18 protein-coding genes are annotated in these 18,995 nt (G+C 65.0%); 5 read left to right on the forward strand and 13 right to left on the reverse strand.

Translation table 11 applies throughout. The features are described from left to right. Window positions 1–203 precede the first annotated feature (203 nt). The 5 genes from leuS to IAE37_RS10515 all read left to right on the forward strand — a co-directional run bounded on the left by leuS (window position 204) and on the right by IAE37_RS10515 (window position 6,324). Window positions 204–2,810 (forward strand): leucine--tRNA ligase, encoded by a 2,607-nt coding sequence (gene leuS, locus IAE37_RS10495; protein WP_201173131.1) that lies wholly within the window; start codon window positions 204–206, stop codon window positions 2,808–2,810. A 60-nt stretch (window positions 2,811–2,870) separates the two neighbouring features. Beyond that, window positions 2,871–3,476 (forward strand): LPS-assembly lipoprotein LptE, encoded by a 606-nt coding sequence (locus IAE37_RS10500; protein ID WP_201173132.1) that lies wholly within the window; start codon window positions 2,871–2,873, stop codon window positions 3,474–3,476. A 37-nt stretch (window positions 3,477–3,513) separates the two neighbouring features. Beyond that, window positions 3,514–4,551: a DNA polymerase III subunit delta gene (gene holA, locus IAE37_RS10505; RefSeq protein ID WP_201173133.1), complete on the forward strand. Its 1,038-nt coding sequence runs from the start codon at window positions 3,514–3,516 to the stop codon at window positions 4,549–4,551. Between the two features lie 231 nt (window positions 4,552–4,782). Beyond that, a complete protein-coding gene (gene arfA / locus IAE37_RS10510) occupies window positions 4,783–4,947 on the forward strand; it encodes an alternative ribosome rescue factor ArfA (protein ID WP_201173138.1) in 165 nt (54 codons plus the stop codon). A gap of 60 nt (window positions 4,948–5,007) precedes the next feature. Further along, a complete protein-coding gene (locus IAE37_RS10515; RefSeq protein WP_201173144.1) occupies window positions 5,008–6,324 on the forward strand; it encodes a lytic murein transglycosylase in 1,317 nt (438 codons plus the stop codon). Window positions 6,325–6,511: 187 nt separating this feature from the next. Here IAE37_RS10515 and IAE37_RS10520 read toward each other — a convergent pair whose 3' ends face one another. From IAE37_RS10520 to IAE37_RS10580, 13 genes are all read right to left on the reverse strand, one after another. Next, complete coding sequence (locus IAE37_RS10520) at window positions 6,512–7,447, reverse strand: S66 peptidase family protein (RefSeq protein ID WP_201173148.1); 936 nt, start codon at window positions 7,445–7,447, stop codon at window positions 6,512–6,514. Window positions 7,448–7,531: 84 nt separating this feature from the next. Further along, window positions 7,532–8,548 carry a lipoyl synthase gene (gene lipA, locus IAE37_RS10525; RefSeq protein ID WP_236409898.1) on the reverse strand — a complete coding sequence of 339 codons (1,017 nt, stop codon included), beginning with the start codon at window positions 8,546–8,548 and terminating at the stop codon, window positions 7,532–7,534. Window positions 8,549–8,550: 2 nt separating this feature from the next. Next, window positions 8,551–9,198: a lipoyl(octanoyl) transferase LipB gene (gene lipB / locus IAE37_RS10530; RefSeq protein ID WP_201173151.1), complete on the reverse strand. Its 648-nt coding sequence runs from the start codon at window positions 9,196–9,198 to the stop codon at window positions 8,551–8,553. Continuing rightward, window positions 9,198–9,473: a DUF493 domain-containing protein gene (locus IAE37_RS10535; protein ID WP_133330202.1), complete on the reverse strand. Its 276-nt coding sequence runs from the start codon at window positions 9,471–9,473 to the stop codon at window positions 9,198–9,200. Before IAE37_RS10535 ends, lipB begins: the two co-directional genes overlap by 1 nt. Window positions 9,474–9,546: 73 nt before the next feature. Continuing rightward, the gene (locus tag IAE37_RS10540; RefSeq protein WP_136912749.1) at window positions 9,547–10,707 is read right to left on the reverse strand and encodes a D-alanyl-D-alanine carboxypeptidase family protein; all 1,161 of its coding nucleotides are present in this window, start codon (window positions 10,705–10,707) and stop codon (window positions 9,547–9,549) included. 272 nt (window positions 10,708–10,979) lie between these two features. Further along, window positions 10,980–11,981: a septal ring lytic transglycosylase RlpA family protein gene (locus IAE37_RS10545; RefSeq protein ID WP_201173153.1), complete on the reverse strand. Its 1,002-nt coding sequence runs from the start codon at window positions 11,979–11,981 to the stop codon at window positions 10,980–10,982. Further along, window positions 11,981–13,003: a lytic murein transglycosylase B gene (gene mltB, locus IAE37_RS10550; RefSeq protein WP_201173157.1), complete on the reverse strand. Its 1,023-nt coding sequence runs from the start codon at window positions 13,001–13,003 to the stop codon at window positions 11,981–11,983. Before mltB ends, IAE37_RS10545 begins: the two co-directional genes overlap by 1 nt. Before the next feature lie 5 nt (window positions 13,004–13,008). Further along, complete coding sequence (rodA, locus tag IAE37_RS10555; RefSeq protein ID WP_201173334.1) at window positions 13,009–14,112, reverse strand: rod shape-determining protein RodA; 1,104 nt, start codon at window positions 14,110–14,112, stop codon at window positions 13,009–13,011. 38 nt (window positions 14,113–14,150) lie between these two features. Further along, window positions 14,151–16,040, reverse strand: a complete 1,890-nt coding sequence (mrdA, locus tag IAE37_RS10560; protein ID WP_201173160.1) for a penicillin-binding protein 2 — start codon at window positions 16,038–16,040, stop codon at window positions 14,151–14,153. A gap of 16 nt (window positions 16,041–16,056) precedes the next feature. Further along, window positions 16,057–16,524 carry a 23S rRNA (pseudouridine(1915)-N(3))-methyltransferase RlmH gene (gene rlmH / locus IAE37_RS10565; RefSeq protein ID WP_196171955.1) on the reverse strand — a complete coding sequence of 156 codons (468 nt, stop codon included), beginning with the start codon at window positions 16,522–16,524 and terminating at the stop codon, window positions 16,057–16,059. A gap of 9 nt (window positions 16,525–16,533) precedes the next feature. Further along, window positions 16,534–16,956: a ribosome silencing factor gene (gene rsfS / locus IAE37_RS10570; protein ID WP_201173167.1), complete on the reverse strand. Its 423-nt coding sequence runs from the start codon at window positions 16,954–16,956 to the stop codon at window positions 16,534–16,536. Window positions 16,957–16,999: 43 nt separating this feature from the next. Beyond that, on the reverse strand, window positions 17,000–17,659 hold the full coding sequence (gene nadD, locus IAE37_RS10575; RefSeq protein ID WP_201173170.1) for a nicotinate-nucleotide adenylyltransferase: 660 nt from the start codon (window positions 17,657–17,659) through the stop codon (window positions 17,000–17,002). Between the two features lies 1 nt (window position 17,660). Further along, window positions 17,661–18,932, reverse strand: coding sequence for a glutamate-5-semialdehyde dehydrogenase (locus IAE37_RS10580; protein WP_201173172.1), 1,272 nt, complete (start codon window positions 18,930–18,932; stop codon window positions 17,661–17,663). Between the last annotated feature and the right edge of the window lie 63 nt (window positions 18,933–18,995).

The following is an 18,995-nucleotide window of genomic DNA, read 5'->3' on the forward strand; positions in this document are numbered from 1 at the left end:
GAATATCTCCCCCACAAGTGAGCTTAGCGTCACTGCAAAAAGCAGCCGGACGCCGCGACAAGCGGGCATTCGCAATCAGGGTTTCCCACGATACGCGGCGCTGCTGTATGCTACGGCGTTCACTCTCACGACACCGGAGTGCCGGACGCAGCGAGGTTCCGCTGCCTGGAACAAGGTCTCTTCTCTCTCAGCATAAAGTAGCCATGCACGAACAATACACGCCCCGTGATATCGAAGCCGCCGCCCAGAAGTTCTGGGACGAGCAACAATCGTTCGCTGTTACCGAACAGCCAGGCAAGGACACGTACTACTGCCTGTCGATGTTCCCGTACCCGAGCGGCAAGCTACACATGGGCCACGTGCGCAACTACACCATCGGTGACGTGATTGCCCGCTACCAGCGCATGCTCGGCAAGAACGTCCTGCAGCCGATGGGCTGGGACGCCTTCGGCATGCCGGCGGAAAACGCCGCGATGAAGAACAACGTCGCCCCGGCCAAGTGGACGTACGAAAACATCGACTACATGAAGACCCAGCTCAAGAGCCTGGGCCTGGCCATCGACTGGGCGCGTGAAGTCACCACCTGCAAGCCGGACTACTACCGCTGGGAGCAGTGGCTGTTCACCCGCCTGTTCGAGAAAGGCATCATCTACCGCAAGAACGGGACCGTGAACTGGGACCCAGCCGACCAGACCGTGCTGGCCAACGAGCAGGTCATCGACGGCCGCGGCTGGCGTTCGGGCGCGCTGATCGAGAAGCGCGAAATCCCGATGTACTACTTCCGCATCACCGACTACGCCGACGAGCTGCTGGAAAGCCTCGACGAGCTGCCGGGCTGGCCTGAGCAGGTCAAGACCATGCAACGCAACTGGATCGGCAAGTCGCGCGGCATGGAAGTGCAGTTCCCGTTCGACCAGGCCAGCATCGGCCACGAAGGCACCCTGAAGGTCTTCACCACCCGTCCGGACACCCTGATGGGCGCCACCTACGTGGCAGTCGCCGCCGAGCACCCGCTGGCCACCCAGGCCGCCCAGGGCAACCCGGCGCTGCAGGCGTTCATCGACGAATGCAAGAGCGGCAGCGTTGCCGAGGCCGACATGGCCACCCAGGAGAAGAAGGGCATGCCCACTTCCCTGTTCGTGCAACACCCGCTGACCGGCGAAAAGCTGCCGGTGTGGGTCGCCAACTACGTGCTGATGCACTACGGTGATGGCGCGGTGATGGCCGTGCCGGCCCACGACGAGCGCGACTTCGAGTTCGCCCACAAGTACAACCTGCCGGTCAAGGCCGTGGTGCGCACCAGCGCTGGCGATGAAGTCGGCAGCGAGTGGCAGGCCGCCTATGGCGAGCACGGCCAGCTGATCAACTCCGCCGAGTTCGACGGCCTGGACTTCGCCGGCGCCTTCGACGCCATCGAGGCCGCCCTGATCCGCAAGGAACTCGGCAAGTCGCGCACCCAGTTCCGCCTGCGCGACTGGGGCATCAGCCGCCAGCGCTACTGGGGCTGCCCGATCCCGATCATCCACTGCCCGTCCTGCGGCGATGTGCCGGTGCCAGAAGACCAGCTGCCGGTCACCCTGCCAGAGAACGTGGTGCCGGACGGCGCCGGTTCGCCACTGGCGCGCATGCCCGAATTCTACGCGTGCACCTGCCCGAAATGCGGCACTGCGGCCAAGCGCGAAACCGACACCATGGACACCTTCGTCGAGTCGTCCTGGTACTTCGCCCGCTACGCCTCGCCGAACTACGAAGGTGGCATGGTCGACCCGAAAGCGGCCAACCACTGGCTGCCGGTCGACCAGTACATCGGGGGTATCGAGCACGCTATCCTGCACCTGCTGTACGCGCGCTTCTTCCACAAGCTGATGCGTGACGAAGGCCTGGTCACCTCCAACGAGCCGTTCAAGAACCTCCTGACCCAGGGCATGGTGGTCGCCGAGACCTACTACCGCGTGGCCAGCAACGGCGGCAAGGACTGGTTCAACCCAGCCGACGTCGAAGTCGAGCGCGATGCCAAGGCCAAGATCATCGGCGCCCGCCTGAAGACCGACGGCCTGCCGGTGGAAATAGGTGGCACCGAGAAGATGTCGAAGTCGAAGAACAACGGCGTCGACCCACAATCGATGATCGACCAGTACGGCGCCGACACCTGCCGCCTGTTCATGATGTTCGCCTCGCCGCCCGACATGAGCCTGGAGTGGTCCGACTCCGGCGTCGAGGGTGCGAGCCGCTTCCTGCGCCGCGTCTGGCGCCTGGCCCAGGCCCATGTCGGCCAGGGCCTGCCGGGCCAGCTGGACATCGCCGCTCTGGACGACGCGCAGAAGGCCATCCGCCGCGCCATCCACGCCGCGATCAAGCAAGCCAGCACCGACGTGGGCCAGTTCCACAAGTTCAACACCGCCATCGCCCAGGTGATGACCGTGATGAACGTGCTGGAAAAGGCCCCGCAGGCCACCGCTCAGGACCGCGCCCTGCTGCAGGAAGGCCTGGAGGCCGTGACCCTGCTGCTGGCACCGATCACCCCGCACATCTCCCACGAGCTGTGGCAGCAACTGGGCCACGCCGAGGCCGTGATCGACGCCACCTGGCCGGTGGTCGACGACAGCGCCCTGGTACAGGACAGCGTCACCCTGGTGGTGCAGGTCAACGGCAAGCTGCGTGGCCAGGTGGAAATGCCCGCCGCCGCCAGCCGTGAGGAAATCGAAGCCGCCGCCCGCAGCAACGAGAATGTCCTGCGCTTCATCGATGGCCTGACCATCCGCAAGGTCATCGTGGTGCCGGGCAAGCTGGTCAACATCGTCGCCAACTGATGGCAACGCCCGCCCGCAGCCTTGCGGGCGGGCGGAACAGGCTCAAAAGGGAGCAACAACATGATCAAACGCAATCTGCTGGTAATGGGCCTGGCTCTCGTGCTCAGCGCCTGCGGTTTCCAGCTGCGCGGCACCGGCACCACCGAACTCAGCCTGAAGGAAATGGACGTCAGCGCACGCAACGCCTATGGCGACACCGTGAAACAGCTGCGCGAAGTGCTCGAGCGCAGCGGCGTCAAGCTGACCACCGCCGCCCCGTATCGCCTGGTCCTGACCAACGAGCAGGAATCCCAGCGCGCCGCCACCTACAGTGCCGGTAGCCGCTCGACCGAGTACGAGCTGACCACCGTGCTGAACTACAGCATCCTCGGCCTGAACAACCTGGAGCTGCTCAGCGACAAGCTGGAAGTGCGCAAGATCTACGTGCATGACGGCGACAACATTACCGGCTCCGACCAGGAAGCCTCCCAGGCCCGCGAAGAAATGCGTCGCGACCTGGTCCAGAGCATGGTCGTACGCCTGCAGATGCTGACCCCAGCCCAGCTCGACCAGCTGCAACAGGAAGCCGATGCCCGCGCCAAGGCCGAGGCCGAAGCCCTGGAAGCCGCCCGTCGCCAGCAGGACGAGACGCCACAGCAATCGCCACTGGAAATCCCGGCCAACTGAGCCGATGCGGGGCACTCCGGTGCCCCGCCCATTCCCCATGAAGCTCGCCCCCGCCCAACTCAACAAGCATCTGCAAGGCAGCCTGGCACCGGTCTATGTGGTCAGCGGCGACGACCCGCTGCTGTGCCAGGAAGCCGCCGACGCCATCCGCAACGCGGCACGCCAGCAGGGCTTCGACGAACGCCAGGTATTCAGCGCCGACGCCAACTTCGACTGGGGCACGCTGCTGCAGGCCGGCAACAGCCTGTCGTTGTTCGCCCAGCGCCGCCTGCTGGAGCTGCGTCTGCCTTCGGGCAAGCCCGGCGACAAGGGCGCCGCAGCGCTGATGGAGTACTGCGCCAACCCCGCCGAGGACACCCTGCTGCTGGTCAGCCTGCCCAAGCTCGATGGCAGCGCGCAGAAGACCAAGTGGGGCAAGGCGCTGATCGAGGGCGCGCACTGCCAGTTCATTCAGATCTGGCCGGTGGACGCCCAGCAATTGCCGCAGTGGATCAACCAGCGCCTGGCTCAGGCCGGGTTGTCGGCCCAGCGGGACGCGGTCGACCTGATCGCCGCACGGGTCGAAGGCAACCTGCTGGCCGCCGCGCAGGAAATCGAAAAGCTCAAGCTGCTCGCCGAAGGTAATCAGATCACCGTCGAGACCGTGCAATCGGCCGTGGCCGACAGTGCCCGTTTCGACGTGTTCGGCCTGGTGGATGCCGTGCTCAATGGCGAAGCCGCGCATGCCTTGCGCATGCTCGAAGGCCTGCGTGGCGAGGGCGTCGAGCCACCGGTCATCCTGTGGGCGCTGGCTCGTGAGCTGCGTCTGCTGGCCGGCCTGGCCCAGCAGTTCAGCCAGGGTGTGCCGCTGGACAAGGCGTTCAGCCAGGCGCGGCCTCCGGTGTGGGACAAGCGCCGGCCCCTGGTCAGCAAGGCCTTGCAACGCCTCTCGGCGCGGCGCTGGGCCCAATTGCTGCAGGATGCCCAGCGCATCGATGCACAGATCAAGGGGCAGGCCGAGGGCTCACCGTGGACCGGGCTGGCGCGGCTGACTTTATTGATGGCTGGGCAGCGGCTGGTTCTGCCTCCGGAATAGCTGGGGCCGCTTTGCGGCCCATCCGGCCGGTCCGGCGCCCCGGCAAGGCCGCTCCTACACCGATCGCGCAAGCCAACATTCACCGGCTCACGCGGACTCTGTAGGAGCGGCCTTGTGCCGCGAAGGGCTGCGAAGCAGCCCCAATATCTCATCCATACACACAATCAATTGGCCCCTCCCCTCGCCAGGCCCTAAAGTGCGCCCCGAAACCAACCCTAGGGGGAACCCGCCATGAGCAAAAAGCCGAAAAAGCACGGCCCGAACAAGGCCAAGTCGATCGTCGCCCAACCCCTGTTCCGCTGCCGCCAGGAACGACCGGAGAAAGGCAAAGGCAGCTACCGCCGCGAAGCCTTCCAATCGAGAGATTGGGAGGCTTCTTACTTTTTGGCCGCATGAAAGCATCGCGAGCGCAGGCATGATATGGTCTTCACCTGACCTGAAATCCTGGATCTGTGCATGCTCTTCAGTCTTCTCCCTCGCTGGGAATCCCGCCAGCTGATCGCAGCCTCGAGCTTCATCCTGCTTGTCGCCTGCGCGGAAAAACCCACCGCGGCCGACGCCCTGCCACTGGCACCCGCCCAGCCCGCACCCGTGGTAACCCTGCCCAGCACCACCCCTGACACCAGCACCGAAATCCAACCGCTGCAAACCTTCGCCCAATGGCAGGCCGGTTTCCGCCAGCAAGCCCTGCAGGCCGGTATCACCGCGAGCCTGTTCGACCGCGCGTTCCTCGGCGTCACGCCCGACATGGACGTGATCAAGGCCGACCGCAGCCAACCCGAATTCACCCGCCCGGTGTGGGAATACCTCGAAGGCGCCCTCTCGCCCGTGCGCGTGCGCAAGGGCAAGAGCCTGCTGCAAGACAACGCCGAACTACTGACGCGCATCGAGCAGCGCTATGGTGTCGATCGCCAGGTACTGGTCGCGGTCTGGGGCATGGAGAGCAACTTCGGCCAGTTCCAGGGCAGCAAGTCGGTGATCCGCTCGCTGGCCACCCTGGCCTACGAGGGCCGTCGCCCACAATTCGCCCAGGACCAGCTGATCGCCGCCCTGCAGATTCTCCAGCACGGCGATATCCAGCCCGACGCCATGCGTGGCTCGTGGGCCGGCGCCATGGGCCAGACACAGTTCATTCCAACCACCTACAACACCCATGCGGTCGACTTCGACGGCGACGGTCGGCGCGACATCTGGAACAGCACCCCCGACGCCCTGGCCTCGACGGCGCACTACCTGCAGAGCTCGGGCTGGAAGACCGGCCAACCGTGGGGCTTCGAGGTGCAGGTGCCGTCCGGTTTCGATTATTGGCAAGCTGACGGCGCCACGCGCAAACCGGTCAGCGAATGGTTGCAGATGGGCGTGAAGCTGCCAGCCGGCACCCAGCTACCCGCCGGCAGCAACCAGCTGTCCGCTGCCCTGCTGCTGCCTGTCGGCGCCCGTGGCCCGGCATTCCTGGTGCTGGACAACTTCCGGGCGATCCTCAAGTACAACAACTCGTCGTCGTACGCCCTGGCCGTGGGCCTGCTGGGTGACCGGTTCTCAGGTTGGGGCTTCATTTCCGGCAGCTGGCCGAAGGAAGACCTGCCGCTGAGCCGCAGCGAGCGCATGGAGTTGCAGAACCTGTTGAATGCCAGCGGGCATGATGCGGGCAACGCCGATGGGATCATCGGCGCCAACACCCGCAAGGCGATTCGCAATGCCCAGCAAGGGCTGGGATGGCCGGCGGATGGGTATCCGACCCAGAAGCTGCTCGAGAGCTTGCGGCGCCAGTGAGCCCGCAGAGGGGCGCGTTGCGCCCCATTCGCGGCACAAGGCCGCTCCTACAGGGAACAGCGTGCACAGGTCCATTTGAGACGGCGTGCACAAGCCCATTTGGGATGGCGTACGCAGGTCCATTGTAGGAGCGGCCTTGCCGGGGCGCCGGACCGGCCGGATGGGCTGCAAAGCAGCCCCGGCAATCTCAAGCCTTGAACAAGCCCTGACCCAACACCAGTGTCTGTCGCGCACTGTCCAGTATCACCCTCGCCCCCAACGGCAGGCACACGTTCGGATCACAATGCCCACTGCGCCACCCCGCCAGCACCGGCACGCCCAGCGGCCCGAAGATCTCCAGCAGCAGCGGCGTCATGGCCGCCACCGTGATCCCTGCGAAATCCCCCACCAACACACCCTTGAGGCCCTGCAGCTTGCCCGCCAGGCGTAACTGGGTCAGCAAGCGGTCGACCCGATACAGCGGCTCGTTGACGTCCTCGATGAACAGGATCGCCCCCTCGCAGTCCAGCTCGGCCGGCGTGCCTAGGGTCGCCCCCAGCATCGACAGGTTGCCACCCAGCAGGCGCCCGCTGCCCACACCCGGTACCACGCAGCTCAAGGGAAACTCGGCAGGATGGGCAATGGCATCACCTTGGCGAACATGCCCCCCCAGCTGCGCCATGAAAGAAGACTCTGTCGGTTGCTGCTTGGCGCCTAGCAGGTCGGCGTTGAGCATCGCACCGTGGAAGGTCAGCAACCCCGCACGGTTGAACACCGTGTGCAATGCCGTGACGTCGCTGTAGCCGACGAAGGGCTTGGGGTGGCGGCGGATCAGATCGAGGTCGAGGCGGTCGAGCAGGCGCATGCTGCCGTACCCCCCACGCATGCACAGGATGGCGTCGATAGCCGGGTCGGCAAAGGCATCGTGCAGATCCTGCAGGCGTTGCGCGTCGCTACCGGCCAAGTAGCCTTCGCTGGCACTGACGCTCGGGTACAGCTTGCAGCGATAACCACGCTCGGCGAACCATCGCTGCGCCTTCTGCACATCCAGCCGCGCCGGCCCGGCCGGCGCCACCACGGCAATGCAGCCCTCTGCGGACAACGCCTTGGGCAAACGGGATTCGAGGGTTTCGGCACAGTTCATCGCGGCTCCTTATCAAGCACAGCATAAACAAAAATGCCGATGCCACCTCACGGCGTGCATCGGCATCTGCGGCTCACGCCCGGATCAGAGCTTGATCTTGGCTTCGTGGGCCTGCTGGTCGGCGTGATACGAGGAGCGTACCAGCGGGCCGGAGGCGACGTTCTTGAAGCCCATCTTGTAGCCTTCCTCGGCGAACCAGGCGAAGGTGTCCGGGTGCACGAAGCGCTGTACCGGCAGGTGGCTGCGCGACGGCTGCAGGTACTGGCCGAGGGTCAGCATGTCGATGTCGTGCTCGCGCATGCGGTGCATGACTTCGATCACTTCCTCGTCGGTTTCGCCAAGGCCAAGCATCAGGCCCGACTTGGTCGGCACGTGCGGGACCATCTGCTTGAACTTCTGCAGCAGGTCCAGCGACCAGTCGTAGTCCGAACCTGGGCGTGCAGCCTTGTACAGGCGCGGTACGGTCTCGAGGTTGTGGTTGAACACATCCGGCGGGGTCTGCGCGGTGATTTCCAGGGCGACGTCCATGCGCCCACGGTAGTCCGGGACCAGGGTCTCCAGCTGCACGCCGGGCGACAACGCACGGATTTCGCGGATGCAGTCGGCGAAGTGCTGGGCGCCACCGTCACGCAGGTCGTCGCGGTCCACCGAGGTGATCACCACGTACTTCAGACGCAGGTCGGCAATGGCCACGGCGAGGTTCTTCGGCTCGTCCAGGTCCAGCGGCTTCGGCCGGCCGTGACCCACGTCGCAGAACGGGCAGCGACGGGTGCAGATATCACCCATGATCATGAACGTCGCGGTGCCACCGGAGAAGCACTCGCCCAGGTTCGGGCAGGAGGCCTCTTCACAGACGCTGTGCAGCTTGTGCTTGCGCAGCAGTTGCTTGATACGGTCGACTTCCGGGGATACCGGAATGCGTACGCGGATCCAGTCAGGTTTTTTCGGCAGCTCTTCGGTGGGGATGATCTTCACCGGAATGCGCGCCACCTTCTCGGCGCCACGCAGCTTCACACCGGCTTCCACCTTCTTCGGCGCGGAGCGCGGGGTGGCATCTACGGTAGGTATCAGGTTCGGCACGGCTTCTTGCACAGTTGTCATAATCAGTCGATTCCGCCCGTCAGGGTCGTCTGCTCAGCATAGTCGAGGTGCTTGACCAGCTGTCCGCGCAGCCTTGTCCTGACCTCGTCGAGTTCGATCGGGCCTGCCAGGTCGCGCAGCTGGGTCATGGCCAGCCCCGCATACCCACAGGGGTTGATTCGGCGGAATGGCGCAAGGTCCATGTCCACGTTCAGGGCAAGGCCATGGAAAGAACGGCCATTGCGGATTCGCAGGCCGAGGGAGGCGATTTTCGCTCCGTCGACATACACGCCCGGGGCATCGGGCTTGGCCAGGGCAGTAACGCCATAGCTGGCCAACAGGTCGATCAGTGCACGCTCGATGCGGCTGACCAGGTCGCGTACGCCAAAGCCCAGGCGCCGTACGTCCAGCAGCAGGTAGGCCACCAGCTGGCCGGGGCCGTGGTAGGTCACCTGGCCGCCGCGGTCGGTCTGCACCACCGGGATATCGCCCGGCACCAGCAGGTGTTCGGCCTTGCCGGCCTGGCCCTGGGTGAAGACCGCGGGGTGTTCGACCAGCCAGATTTCGTCCTGGCTGTCCGGGCCGCGCTGCTCGGTAAAACGACGCATGGCCTCCAGCACCGGTTCATAGGGCTGCAGGCCAAGCTGGCGAATACCGAGGCAGGATGCCATCAGAGCACCATTTTCACGATGCCGGTCGCGCGCAAGGCGCTGTTGATGTCGTGCAGCTGGTTCTCGCTTTCGGCGACGATGTGCAGCTGTACGGTGGTGTACTTGCCTTCCTTGCTCTGGCGCTCGGCCAGGGTGGAAAGGTCGACCTTAGCATGCTGGCAAAGGATGTCGATCACCGTGTCCTTGAAACCCACCACGGTGTCGCCGATGACCTTGATCGGGTAATCGGCGCAGGGGAATTCGATCTTGTGCGACTTGACGTCAGGTTCGCTCATGGCGGAAACGGCCTCGTAAGCCGTGGCAACAACAACGCCCCCGCGGGATACACGGGGGCATGCAGGTCACGTATCAGTTGAACAACCCGTAGAAGAATAGACGGATGCTATCCCACATACGGCGGAAGAAACCACCTTCCTCGACGCCATCGAGGGCGATCAGGTCGGCGCTGTGAACCACTTTCTCGTCCAGTTTGACTTCCACTTTGCCGATCACGTCACCTTTGGCGATCGGTGCGGTGAGCTGCGGGTTCATGGTCATCGAAGCGACCAGGCGCTTCAATTGGCCTTTAGGCATAGTCAGGGTCAGGTCGTTGGCCAGACCCGCCTTGACCTGGCCGGTGGCGCCCTTCCAGACCGGGGCCTGGGTCAGCTCGGTGCCCTTCTGGTAGAAGGTCTGGGTTTCGAAGAAGCGGAAACCGTAGGTCAGCAGCTTCTGGGTCTCGGCGGCACGGGCCTGTTCGCTGTTGGTGCCGAAGACCACGGCGATCAGGCGCTGGCCGTCACGTACCGCCGAAGCCACCATGCAGTAGCCGGCTTCCTCGGTGTGGCCGGTTTTCAGACCGTCGACGGTCTTGTCGCGCCACAGCAGCAGGTTGCGGTTGGGCTGCTTGATGTTGTTCCAGAAGAACTCTTTCTGCGAGTAGATGGCGTAGTGGGCCGGGTCGATGTCGATGATCGCGCGGGCCAGCAGGGCCATGTCGTGGGCCGACGAGTAGTGCTCAGGGTTCGGCAGGCCGGTCGGGTTCATGAAGTGGCTGTTGCTCATGCCCAGGTCGGCGGCAGTCTTGTTCATCATGTCGGCGAAGGCGTCTTCGCTGCCGGCGATGTGCTCGGACAGGGCGACCGAGGCGTCGTTGCCCGACTGGATGATGATGCCGTGCAGCAGGTCGCTGACGGTGACCTGGCTGCCGACCTTGATGAACATGCGCGAACCACCGGTGCGCCAGGCGTTTTCGCTGACGGTGACCGGGTCGTTCTCGCCGATCTGGCCACGGCGGATGTCCAGGGTGGCGATGTAGGCGGTCATCAGCTTGGTCAGGCTGGCCGGTGGCAGGCGCTCGTCACCGTTGTTCTCGACCAGCACGTTGCCGCTGGAGGCGTCCATGAGCACGTAGGACTTGGCGGCCAGTTGCGGTGGCGCCGGCATCATTTGCTCCGCTGCGAAGGCAGCGGGCATGATCATCAGCAGTACGGGCAGGCAAAGGCGTTTGGCAAGGTTGGTGATGTTCATCCGTCTCTCGAAAATCGCTAATGGTCTGATGTTCCCTGGGCCACGTCATGTGCCCAGCGCCAGTCAGTCTAGTTGTTGCGGCTGTGCTGCCGCCTCGCCCGGCAAATGCGGCGTTATGTCGCTGCGGGCAAAAGCGGTCATTGTACATGGGCAGGCGTTGCAATTCATGACAAAACCGACAGTTTGGCGTGGCCTGCTTCGCGGGCAAGCCCGCTCCCACAGGACTGGATCTCAATGTGGGAGCGGGCTTGCCCGCGAAACAGGCGACACGTTCAGTCAGCTGTGACCAGCTTGGCCTGCCCAAGGTTCGCCAAGCGAATGCTGTCCTGCGCCTGCTGGATCTCACCCTGGCTGTTGATCGGCCCCAGGCGCACGCGGTGCAGGGTCTGCTGGTTACGCACGATGGAGCTGATGAAGACCGGCGCGCTGACCATGGTGCTCAGCTTCGAGCGCAGCAGCTCGGCGGCGTCCGGGTTGGCGAAAGCGCCCACCTGGAGGAAGCTGCCGCCATTGGCGCCCGGCACGGCGTTGCCGCCGACCTGCACCGGCACTACCGGCGCCGCGTGCTGCTGTGCCGGTGGCGTCCATTGTTCGACGCGCCCGGTGCTGGCCGGCACCGCCTGGGCCTGGGCCACCTGCGGCTCCTTGAGCACCAGTGGCGGCTGCTGGCCACGCTGGGCCCACCATTGCTGCGGGTCGATGCCCTCGACCCGCACATGGGCGGTGCCGATCTCGGCGTAGCCGAGCTTCTTCGCCGCGGCATAGGACAGGTCGATGATGCGATCGGAATAGAACGGGCCACGGTCATTGACCCGCAGGATCACGCTGCGCCCGTTGGCCAGGTTGGTCACCTTCACGTAGGCCGGCAGCGGCAGGGTCTTGTGCGCCGCACTCATGCCGTACAGGTCGTACAGCTCGCCGTTGGCGGTGTTCTGCCCGTGGAACTTGGTGCCGTACCACGAGGCGGTACCCTCGGCACGGTAGTTGGCAGACTGCTGCAGCGGGTAGTAGGTCTTGCCCAGCACCGTGTAGGGGTTGGCCTTGTAGGCGCCGGTGTGCACGGTCGGCGTGGCGTCGGGAATCTTGTTCACGTCCACGTCCCACCACGGCGCGCCGTCCTTGTGGGCACGGTTGATATCGAGCCCCGGCTGGCTGCGGACCACATTGCCGCTCTGCTGCTGGGTCGGGCGGCTCGAAGAGCAACTGGCGAGCAGCACGCCGACGGCGAGGCAGGTCAGCAGCTTGAAGGAGTTGCCAGAGATGATTGCGCGCATTACTTGACGCCCCGTGCTTGGACCAGCTGTTGCGCAAGCTGATGCACCGCCATGGCATACATCACGCTGCGGTTGTAGCGAGTGATCGCGTAGAAATTCTTCAGGCCCATCCAGTACTCGGGGCCGTTGTCGCCCTCCAGGCGGAAGGCGGTAACCGGCAGATCATCGCGCAGCGCATCATGACTCGACCAGCCCAGCGCTCGCAACTCCCCGACGGTCTTGACCGGCTCGATGCCGGTCGTCAGGCCCTCGTCGGCGCGTTCGCCGAGCACCTGGGCGCGGCTCACCACCGGCTCGCCAGCCACCCAGCCATGGCGCTTGAAATAGCTGGCGACGCTGCCGATGGCATCGTCAGGGTCGTTCCAGATATTGATGTGGCCGTCGCCATCGAAGTCCACCGCGTAGTTGCGGAAGCTGCTCGGCATGAACTGCGGCAGGCCCATGGCACCGGCGTAGGACCCCTTGAGGGTGAGCGGGTCGAGCTGCTCTTCGCGGGCCAGCAGGAGAAACTCGCGCAACTCCTTGCGAAAGAACTCGGCGCGCGGCGGATAATCGAAGCCCAGGGTCGACAGTGCATCGATCACCCGATAGTTGCCGGTGTTGCGGCCGAAGAAGGTCTCCACGCCGATGATCGAGACGATGTACTGGGCCGGCACGCCGTATTCCTGCTCGGCACGCGCCAGCGCGGCCTCGTGCTGGCGCCAGAAGTCCACGCCGCGGGCGATGCGCGCATCGGTGATGAACATCGGCCGGTATTCCTTCCACGGCTTGACCCGCTCGGCAGGCCGCGAAATGGCGTCGAGGATCGACTGCTTGCGCTGCACTTCACGGAACACGCCCATCAGCTGTTCACCGGCGAAGCCGTAGTCGCGGGTCATCTCACCGACGAATTCGGCCACTTGCGGCGAGCCATCGTAGTCGCCGGCCTGCGCCTGCTGGACAGCGCCGAACAGGCCCACCGCACCGATCCACGGCGCACAACGGGCAGCCCAGTTACGCACTGCTTGCATGAAATTCTTCACCTTATTCAAACCTGCGCGATCCATTTGCGGTGCGTATGGATCGACATCAGAACGCCAAACGCTGACAGCAGCGTCACCAACGAAGTTCCGCCATAGCTGATAAAGGGCAGCGGCACGCCCACCACGGGCAGAAGGCCGCTGACCATACCGATATTGACGAACACGTATACAAAGAAGGTCATGGTCAGGCTGCCCGCCAGCAGCTTGCCGAACAGGGTCTGCGCCTGTGCGGTGATCATCAGCCCACGGCCGATCAGCAGCAGGTAGACGATCAACAGCAGGCAGATGCCGACCAGGCCGAATTCCTCACCGAGCACGGCGATGATGAAGTCGGTATGGCTCTCGGGCAGGAAGTCCAGGTGTGACTGGGTACCGAGCAGCCAGCCCTTGCCGAACACCCCACCGGAGCCGATCGCAGCCTTGGACTGGATGATGTTCCAGCCGGTGCCCAGCGGGTCGCTTTCTGGGTCGAGGAAGGTCAGCACGCGCTGTTTCTGGTAGTCGTGCATCACGAAGAACCACATCGCCACCGCCACCGGTACCGCCGCCGCCAGCACGCTGAGGATCCAGCGCCAGCGCAGGCCGCCCATGAACAGCACGAAAGCCCCGGAGGCGAGAATCAGCAACGCGGTACCGAGGTCGGGCTGGCGCACGATGAGGATGAACGGCACGCCGATCAGCACCAGGCTGATCGCAACGTGCTTGAGGTGCGGCGGCAGGGTGCGCTTGGACAGGTACCAGGCGATGGTCGCCGGCATGATGATCTTCATGAATTCCGAAGGCTGGAAGCGGATCACCCCGGGGATGTTGATCCAGCGCGTAGCGCCCATGGCGTTGTGGCCCATCACGTCCACCACCACCAACAGGCATACCCCGGCCAGGTAGGCCAGGGGCACCCAGCGCGCCATGAACCGTGGCTCCAGCTGGGCGATGATGAACATCGACACCAGGCCGATGCCGAACGAACTGGCCTGCTTGAGCAGCAGGTCCCAGTCCTTGCCGCTGGCCGAATAGAGCACGAACAGGCTGCCGGCGGCCAGGGTCAGGAGAATGATCAGCAAGGGGCCGTCGACGTGGATGCGCTGCAGGAAGCTGGCGCGTCGACGCATCACGTCCTCGCTGGAGAGCATGCGATCGAAATTGTTCTTCACGGGGCCGTTTCCTGGGCGACGGTGGCGGGCGCGAACTCGGGCTTGAGATGGCCACTTTCATCGAGCAGCCAGGCGTCCATGACCTGGCGTACCACGGGGGCAGCGACACCGGACCCGGACTCGCCGTTCTCGACCATCACCGAGACCGCGATCTTCGGATCGTCGGCCGGGGCGAAGGCGACGAACAGGGCGTGGTCGCGGTGGCGCTCCTGGAGCTTGTTGCGGTCGTACTTCTCGCCCTGCTTGATCGCCACCACCTGGGCGGTGCCGCTCTTGCCGGCGATGCGGTACTGGGCGCCGGCCGCGGCCTTGCGTGCGGTGCCCCGGGCGTTGTGCATCACCTGCTCCATGCCGTGAGTAACCTTGCCCCAGTCGGACTTGTCGCGCAGGACGATGTTGTCCATCGGGTTCTCGTCCACCGGTGGCTGGCCCTCGATGGTCTTGGCCAGGTGCGGGCGGTTCCACACCCCCTTGTTGGCGATCAGCGCGGTGGCCTGGGCCAGTTGCAGCGGCGTCGCCTGCATGTAGCCCTGGCCGATGCCGAGAATCAGCGTTTCGCCCGGGAACCAGGCTTGGCGCCGGGTGGCGCGCTTCCATTCGCGGGACGGCATGAGGCCGGCGGACTCCTCGAACATGTCGAGGGAGACCTTCTGGCCGATGCCGAACTTGTTCATGTAGCTGGACAGCCGATCGATGCCCATCTTGTGCGCAAGGTCGTAGAAGTAGGTGTCGTTGGAGCGCATGATCGCGGTGTCCAGGTCGACCCAGCCGTCACCGGTGCGGTTCCAGTTGCGGTACTTGTGATCGTAGTTGGGCAGCTGGTAGTAGCCCGGGTCGAACACCCGGCTGCTGGCATTGACCACGCCGCTGTCCAGGCCGGCGATGGCCACCGCCGGCTTGATGGTCGAGCCGGGTGGGTAAAGGCCGCGCAGCACGCGGTTGAACAGCGGCCGGTCGATCGAGTCGCGCAACTCGGCATAGGCCTTGAAGCTGATGCCGGTGACGAACAGGTTGGGGTCGAAGCTCGGCTGGCTGACCATCGCCAGCACTTCGCCAGTGCGCGGATCGAGCGCCACCACTGCGCCCCGGCGCCCGCCCAGGGCAGCCTCGGCGGCTTCCTGCAGCTTGATGTCGAGGCTCAGCACGATGTCCTTGCCCGGCTTCGGGTCGGTGCGCTTGAGCACCCGCAACACACGGCCGCGGGCGTTGGTCTCGACTTCCTCGTAACCGACCTGGCCGTGCAGCTCGGCCTCGTAGAAACGCTCGATGCCGGTCTTGCCGATGTGGTGGGTGCCGCTGTAGTTCACAGGGTCGAGGGTTTTCAGTTCCTTCTCGTTGATGCGCCCGACATAGCCCACCGAATGGGCGAAATGCGCCCCCTGCGGGTAATGCCGGACCAACTGCGCTACCACCTCGACGCCAGGCAGGCGGAACTGGTTGACCGCCACGCGGGCGATCTGTTCTTCGTTGAGTTCGAACAGGATCGGCACCGGCTCGAATGGCCGGCGCCCCTGCTTCATGCGTTTTTCGAAGAGTGCGCGATCGTCGGCGGTCAATTCCAGCACTTCGACGATGGTATCCAGCACCTGCTGCCAGTCGCCCGCACGCTCGCGGGTCATCGACAGGCTGAAGCTGGGCCGGTTGTCGGCGATGATCACGCCGTTGCGGTCGAAGATCAGCCCACGGGTCGGCGGAATCGGCTGCACGTGCACCCGGTTGTTCTCCGACAGCGTGGAGTGATAGTCGTACTGGATGATCTGCAGGTAGTACAGGCGCGCGATGAGCACGCAGATGAGCAGCATGACCGCCACTGCGCCGACCACGACGCGGTTGCGCACCAGGCGGGCGTCTTTCTCGTGGTCCTTGAGACGGATCGGCTGCGACATCGGACGGCTTACAGGCTCATTTGTGGTAAGGATGCCCGGACAGCACGGTCCAGGCGCGGTAGATCTGCTCGCCGATGAGTATCCTTACCAACGGGTGCGGCAGGGTCAGTGGCGACAGCGACCAACGTTGCTCGGCGCGTGCGCAGACCTCCGGCGCCAGCCCTTCCGGGCCTCCCACCATCAGATTGACCGTGCGCGCATCCAGGCGCCAGCGATCCAGTTCGCTCGCCAGCTGCTCGGTACTCCACGGCTTGCCATGGACCTCGAGCGTGACGATGCGTTCCCCAGGCTGGACCTTGCTCAGCATGGCCTCACCCTCCTGACGGATCAGGCGGGCGACGTCGGCATTCTTGCCTCGAGTGTTCAGCGGGATTTCCACCAGCTCCAGCGACAGCTCCTGGGGCAGGCGCTTGGCATATTCATGCCAACCGTCCTCGACCCACTTGGGCATGCGCGAGCCAACCGCGATCAGGCGCAGACGCACGGCGTTTCCTTATTCCCGGTCTTTGAGCTTGTCGGTGAAGTAGTCGCTGGCGTTCTCCGGGCTGTGGTGCTTGGCATCGGCGGCACGGCTCTGCTCGGCACCCATCCACAGGCGCTCCAGGTCGTAGAACTGGCGGGCAGCGGCGGTCATCATGTGCACGATGACGTCGTTCAGGTCCAGCAGCACCCAGTCGCTGTCACCCTTGCCTTCTTCGCCCAGCGGCTGCGCGCCTTCTTTCTTGACCGCTTCACGGACCTTTTCCAGCATCGCGTTGATCTGGCGGTTGGAGGTACCGGTGGCGATGATCATGTAGTCGGTCAGGCTGTGCTTTTCGCGCACGTCGATGACCTGGATGTCCTGGGCCTTGACGTCTTCCAGGGCGGCGATGGTCAGCTTGACCAGTGCTTCGCCATTGATTTTCTGCTTGCTCATATAAAACTCTTCAACTCGTTGGATGAGGCGCCGTGGGGCACCGTCAGTTAGGCACACGATACAGTTCGTGCGCCTCGATATAGGCCAGTACGGCGTCCGGCACCAGGAACCTCACCGATTTGCCGCTGGCCAGCAGCTGTCGGATCTGCGTGGCGGACACCGCGAGCGGGGTCTGCCAGACGAACGAAATATGCCCCGCCGGGCCGGACATGGCGGTGGGGTCGCTCACCGAGCGCGCAGCCAGCAGGTTGCGCAGCTCGTCTGGGGGTTCTACGTCGGCATCCGGGCGTTGCAGCACCAGGATGTGACAGTGTTGCAGCAGCTCTTCCCAGCGGTGCCAACCCGGCAGACCGCAAAAGGCGTCCCAGCCCAGCACCAGGAACAACTGGTCGTCGGCGTGCAACTCGGCACGCAGCGACTCCAGGGTATCGATGGTGTAGGACGGCTTGTCGCGGGCCAGTTCGCGGGCATCCACGCTCAGGCATTCGACCCCCTGTACCGCGCCGCGCACCATGGCCAGGCGATCCTGGGCCGACACCTGCGGGGTGTCGCGGTGCGGCGGACGGGCGTTGGGCAGCAGGCGCAGCTCATCGAGCGCCATGAACTCGGCCACCTCCAGCGCGCTGCGCAGGTGGCCGATGTGCACGGGGTCGAAGGTGCCGCCAAGAATGCCGATACGCCGGGCTGCCGGGGCCTTGCTCAACTCAGCAGGTCCCCTGGCCGCGCAGCTGGCCGTCGCCGATCACCACGTACTTCTCGCAGGTCAGGCCTTCCAGGCCGACCGGGCCACGGGCATGCAGCTTGTCGGTGGAGATGCCGATCTCGGCGCCCAGGCCGTACTCGAAACCGTCGGCGAAGCAGGTCGGGGTATTGAGCATCACCGACGCCGAATCGACCTCGGCCATGAACTGGCGGGCCTGGCCCTGATGCTCGGTGATGATCGAGTCGGTGTGGTGCGAGCCATAGTGGTTGATGTGCTCGATGGCCTGGTCCAGGCCGTCGACCACGCGAATCGACAGGATCGCGTCGAGATACTCGGTGTGCCAGTCGTCTTCGCTGGCCGGCTTGGCGTCGATGATCGCCAGGGTGCGCTCGCAGCCACGCAGCTCGACGCCCTTCTCAACGAAGCGGCGGGCCATTTCCGGCAGAAAGTCGGCGGCCACGGCCTGGTCGACCAGCAGGGTTTCCATGGCGCCGCAGATGCCGTAGCGGTAGGTCTTGGCGTTGAAGGCCACGGCCCAGGCCTTGTCCAGCTCCGCTTGTGCGGCCACGTAGACATGGCAGATGCCGTCGAGATGCTTGATCACCGGCACGCGGGCGTCGCGGCTGATGCGCTCGATCAGGCCACGGCCGCCGCGCGGCACGATCACGTCGACGAACTCAGGCATGCTGATCAGCGCGCCCACGGCTTCGCGATCGGTGGTCTCGACCACCTGCACCACGGCCGCTGGCAGGCCGGCTTCGGCCAGGCCTCGCTGGATGCAGGTGGCGATGGCGCGGTTGGAGTGAATGGCCTCGGAGCCGCCCCGCAGGATCGTGGCATTGCCCGACTTCAGGCACAGGCTGGCAGCGTCGATGGTCACGTTCGGGCGCGACTCGTAGATGATGCCGATCACGCCCAGGGGCACCCGCATCTTGCCGACCTGGATGCCCGACGGGCGGTAGCTCATGTCCCGGATGGCACCGACCGGGTCCGGCAGGCCGGCCACCTGGCGCAGGCCGGTGATCATGCCGTCGATGCGCGCCGGGGTCAGGGCCAGGCGGTCGAGCAGCGCCGGCTCCAGGCCGTTGGCGCGGCCTGCGGCCAGGTCCAGTTCGTTGGCTGCGGCCAGCTCGGCGCGCGCGGCGTCCAGCGCGTCGGCGGCGGCCTGCAGGGCGCGGTTCTTCTGCGCAGTGCTTGCGCGGGCGATCACCCGGGAAGCCTGGCGGGCGGCGCGACCCAGGCGGGTCATGTAGTCAAGAACGGACTCAGTCATGGGTGCGGTGTCTTGGCGAAGGGGAAATCGGCTGATTATAACTGTCGCGCAGGTATACGCCCA

It is taken from the genome of Pseudomonas sp. S31 (genome assembly GCF_016648105.1).
GTDB lineage: Bacteria > Pseudomonadota > Gammaproteobacteria > Pseudomonadales > Pseudomonadaceae > Aquipseudomonas.

Coding starts and splice junctions, on each gene's coding strand:
- mrdA (WP_201173160.1), bottom strand. CDS start 16,040: ATGTCGCAGCCGATCCGTCTCAAGGACCACGAGAAAGACGCCCGCCTG.
- IAE37_RS10535 (WP_133330202.1), bottom strand. CDS start 9,473: ATGAGCGAACCTGACGTCAAGTCGCACAAGATCGAATTCCCCTGCGCC.
- IAE37_RS10580 (WP_201173172.1), bottom strand. CDS start 18,932: ATGACTGAGTCCGTTCTTGACTACATGACCCGCCTGGGTCGCGCCGCC.
- leuS (WP_201173131.1), top strand. CDS start 204: ATGCACGAACAATACACGCCCCGTGATATCGAAGCCGCCGCCCAGAAG.
- IAE37_RS10540 (WP_136912749.1), bottom strand. CDS start 10,707: ATGAACATCACCAACCTTGCCAAACGCCTTTGCCTGCCCGTACTGCTG.
- IAE37_RS10545 (WP_201173153.1), bottom strand. CDS start 11,981: ATGCGCGCAATCATCTCTGGCAACTCCTTCAAGCTGCTGACCTGCCTC.
- holA (WP_201173133.1), top strand. CDS start 3,514: ATGAAGCTCGCCCCCGCCCAACTCAACAAGCATCTGCAAGGCAGCCTG.
- lipB (WP_201173151.1), bottom strand. CDS start 9,198: ATGGCATCCTGCCTCGGTATTCGCCAGCTTGGCCTGCAGCCCTATGAA.
- IAE37_RS10515 (WP_201173144.1), top strand. CDS start 5,008: ATGCTCTTCAGTCTTCTCCCTCGCTGGGAATCCCGCCAGCTGATCGCA.
- lipA (WP_236409898.1), bottom strand. CDS start 8,548: ATGACAACTGTGCAAGAAGCCGTGCCGAACCTGATACCTACCGTAGAT.
- rodA (WP_201173334.1), bottom strand. CDS start 14,112: ATGCGTCGACGCGCCAGCTTCCTGCAGCGCATCCACGTCGACGGCCCC.
- rsfS (WP_201173167.1), bottom strand. CDS start 16,956: ATGAGCAAGCAGAAAATCAATGGCGAAGCACTGGTCAAGCTGACCATC.
- IAE37_RS10500 (WP_201173132.1), top strand. CDS start 2,871: ATGATCAAACGCAATCTGCTGGTAATGGGCCTGGCTCTCGTGCTCAGC.
- arfA (WP_201173138.1), top strand. CDS start 4,783: ATGAGCAAAAAGCCGAAAAAGCACGGCCCGAACAAGGCCAAGTCGATC.
- IAE37_RS10520 (WP_201173148.1), bottom strand. CDS start 7,447: ATGAACTGTGCCGAAACCCTCGAATCCCGTTTGCCCAAGGCGTTGTCC.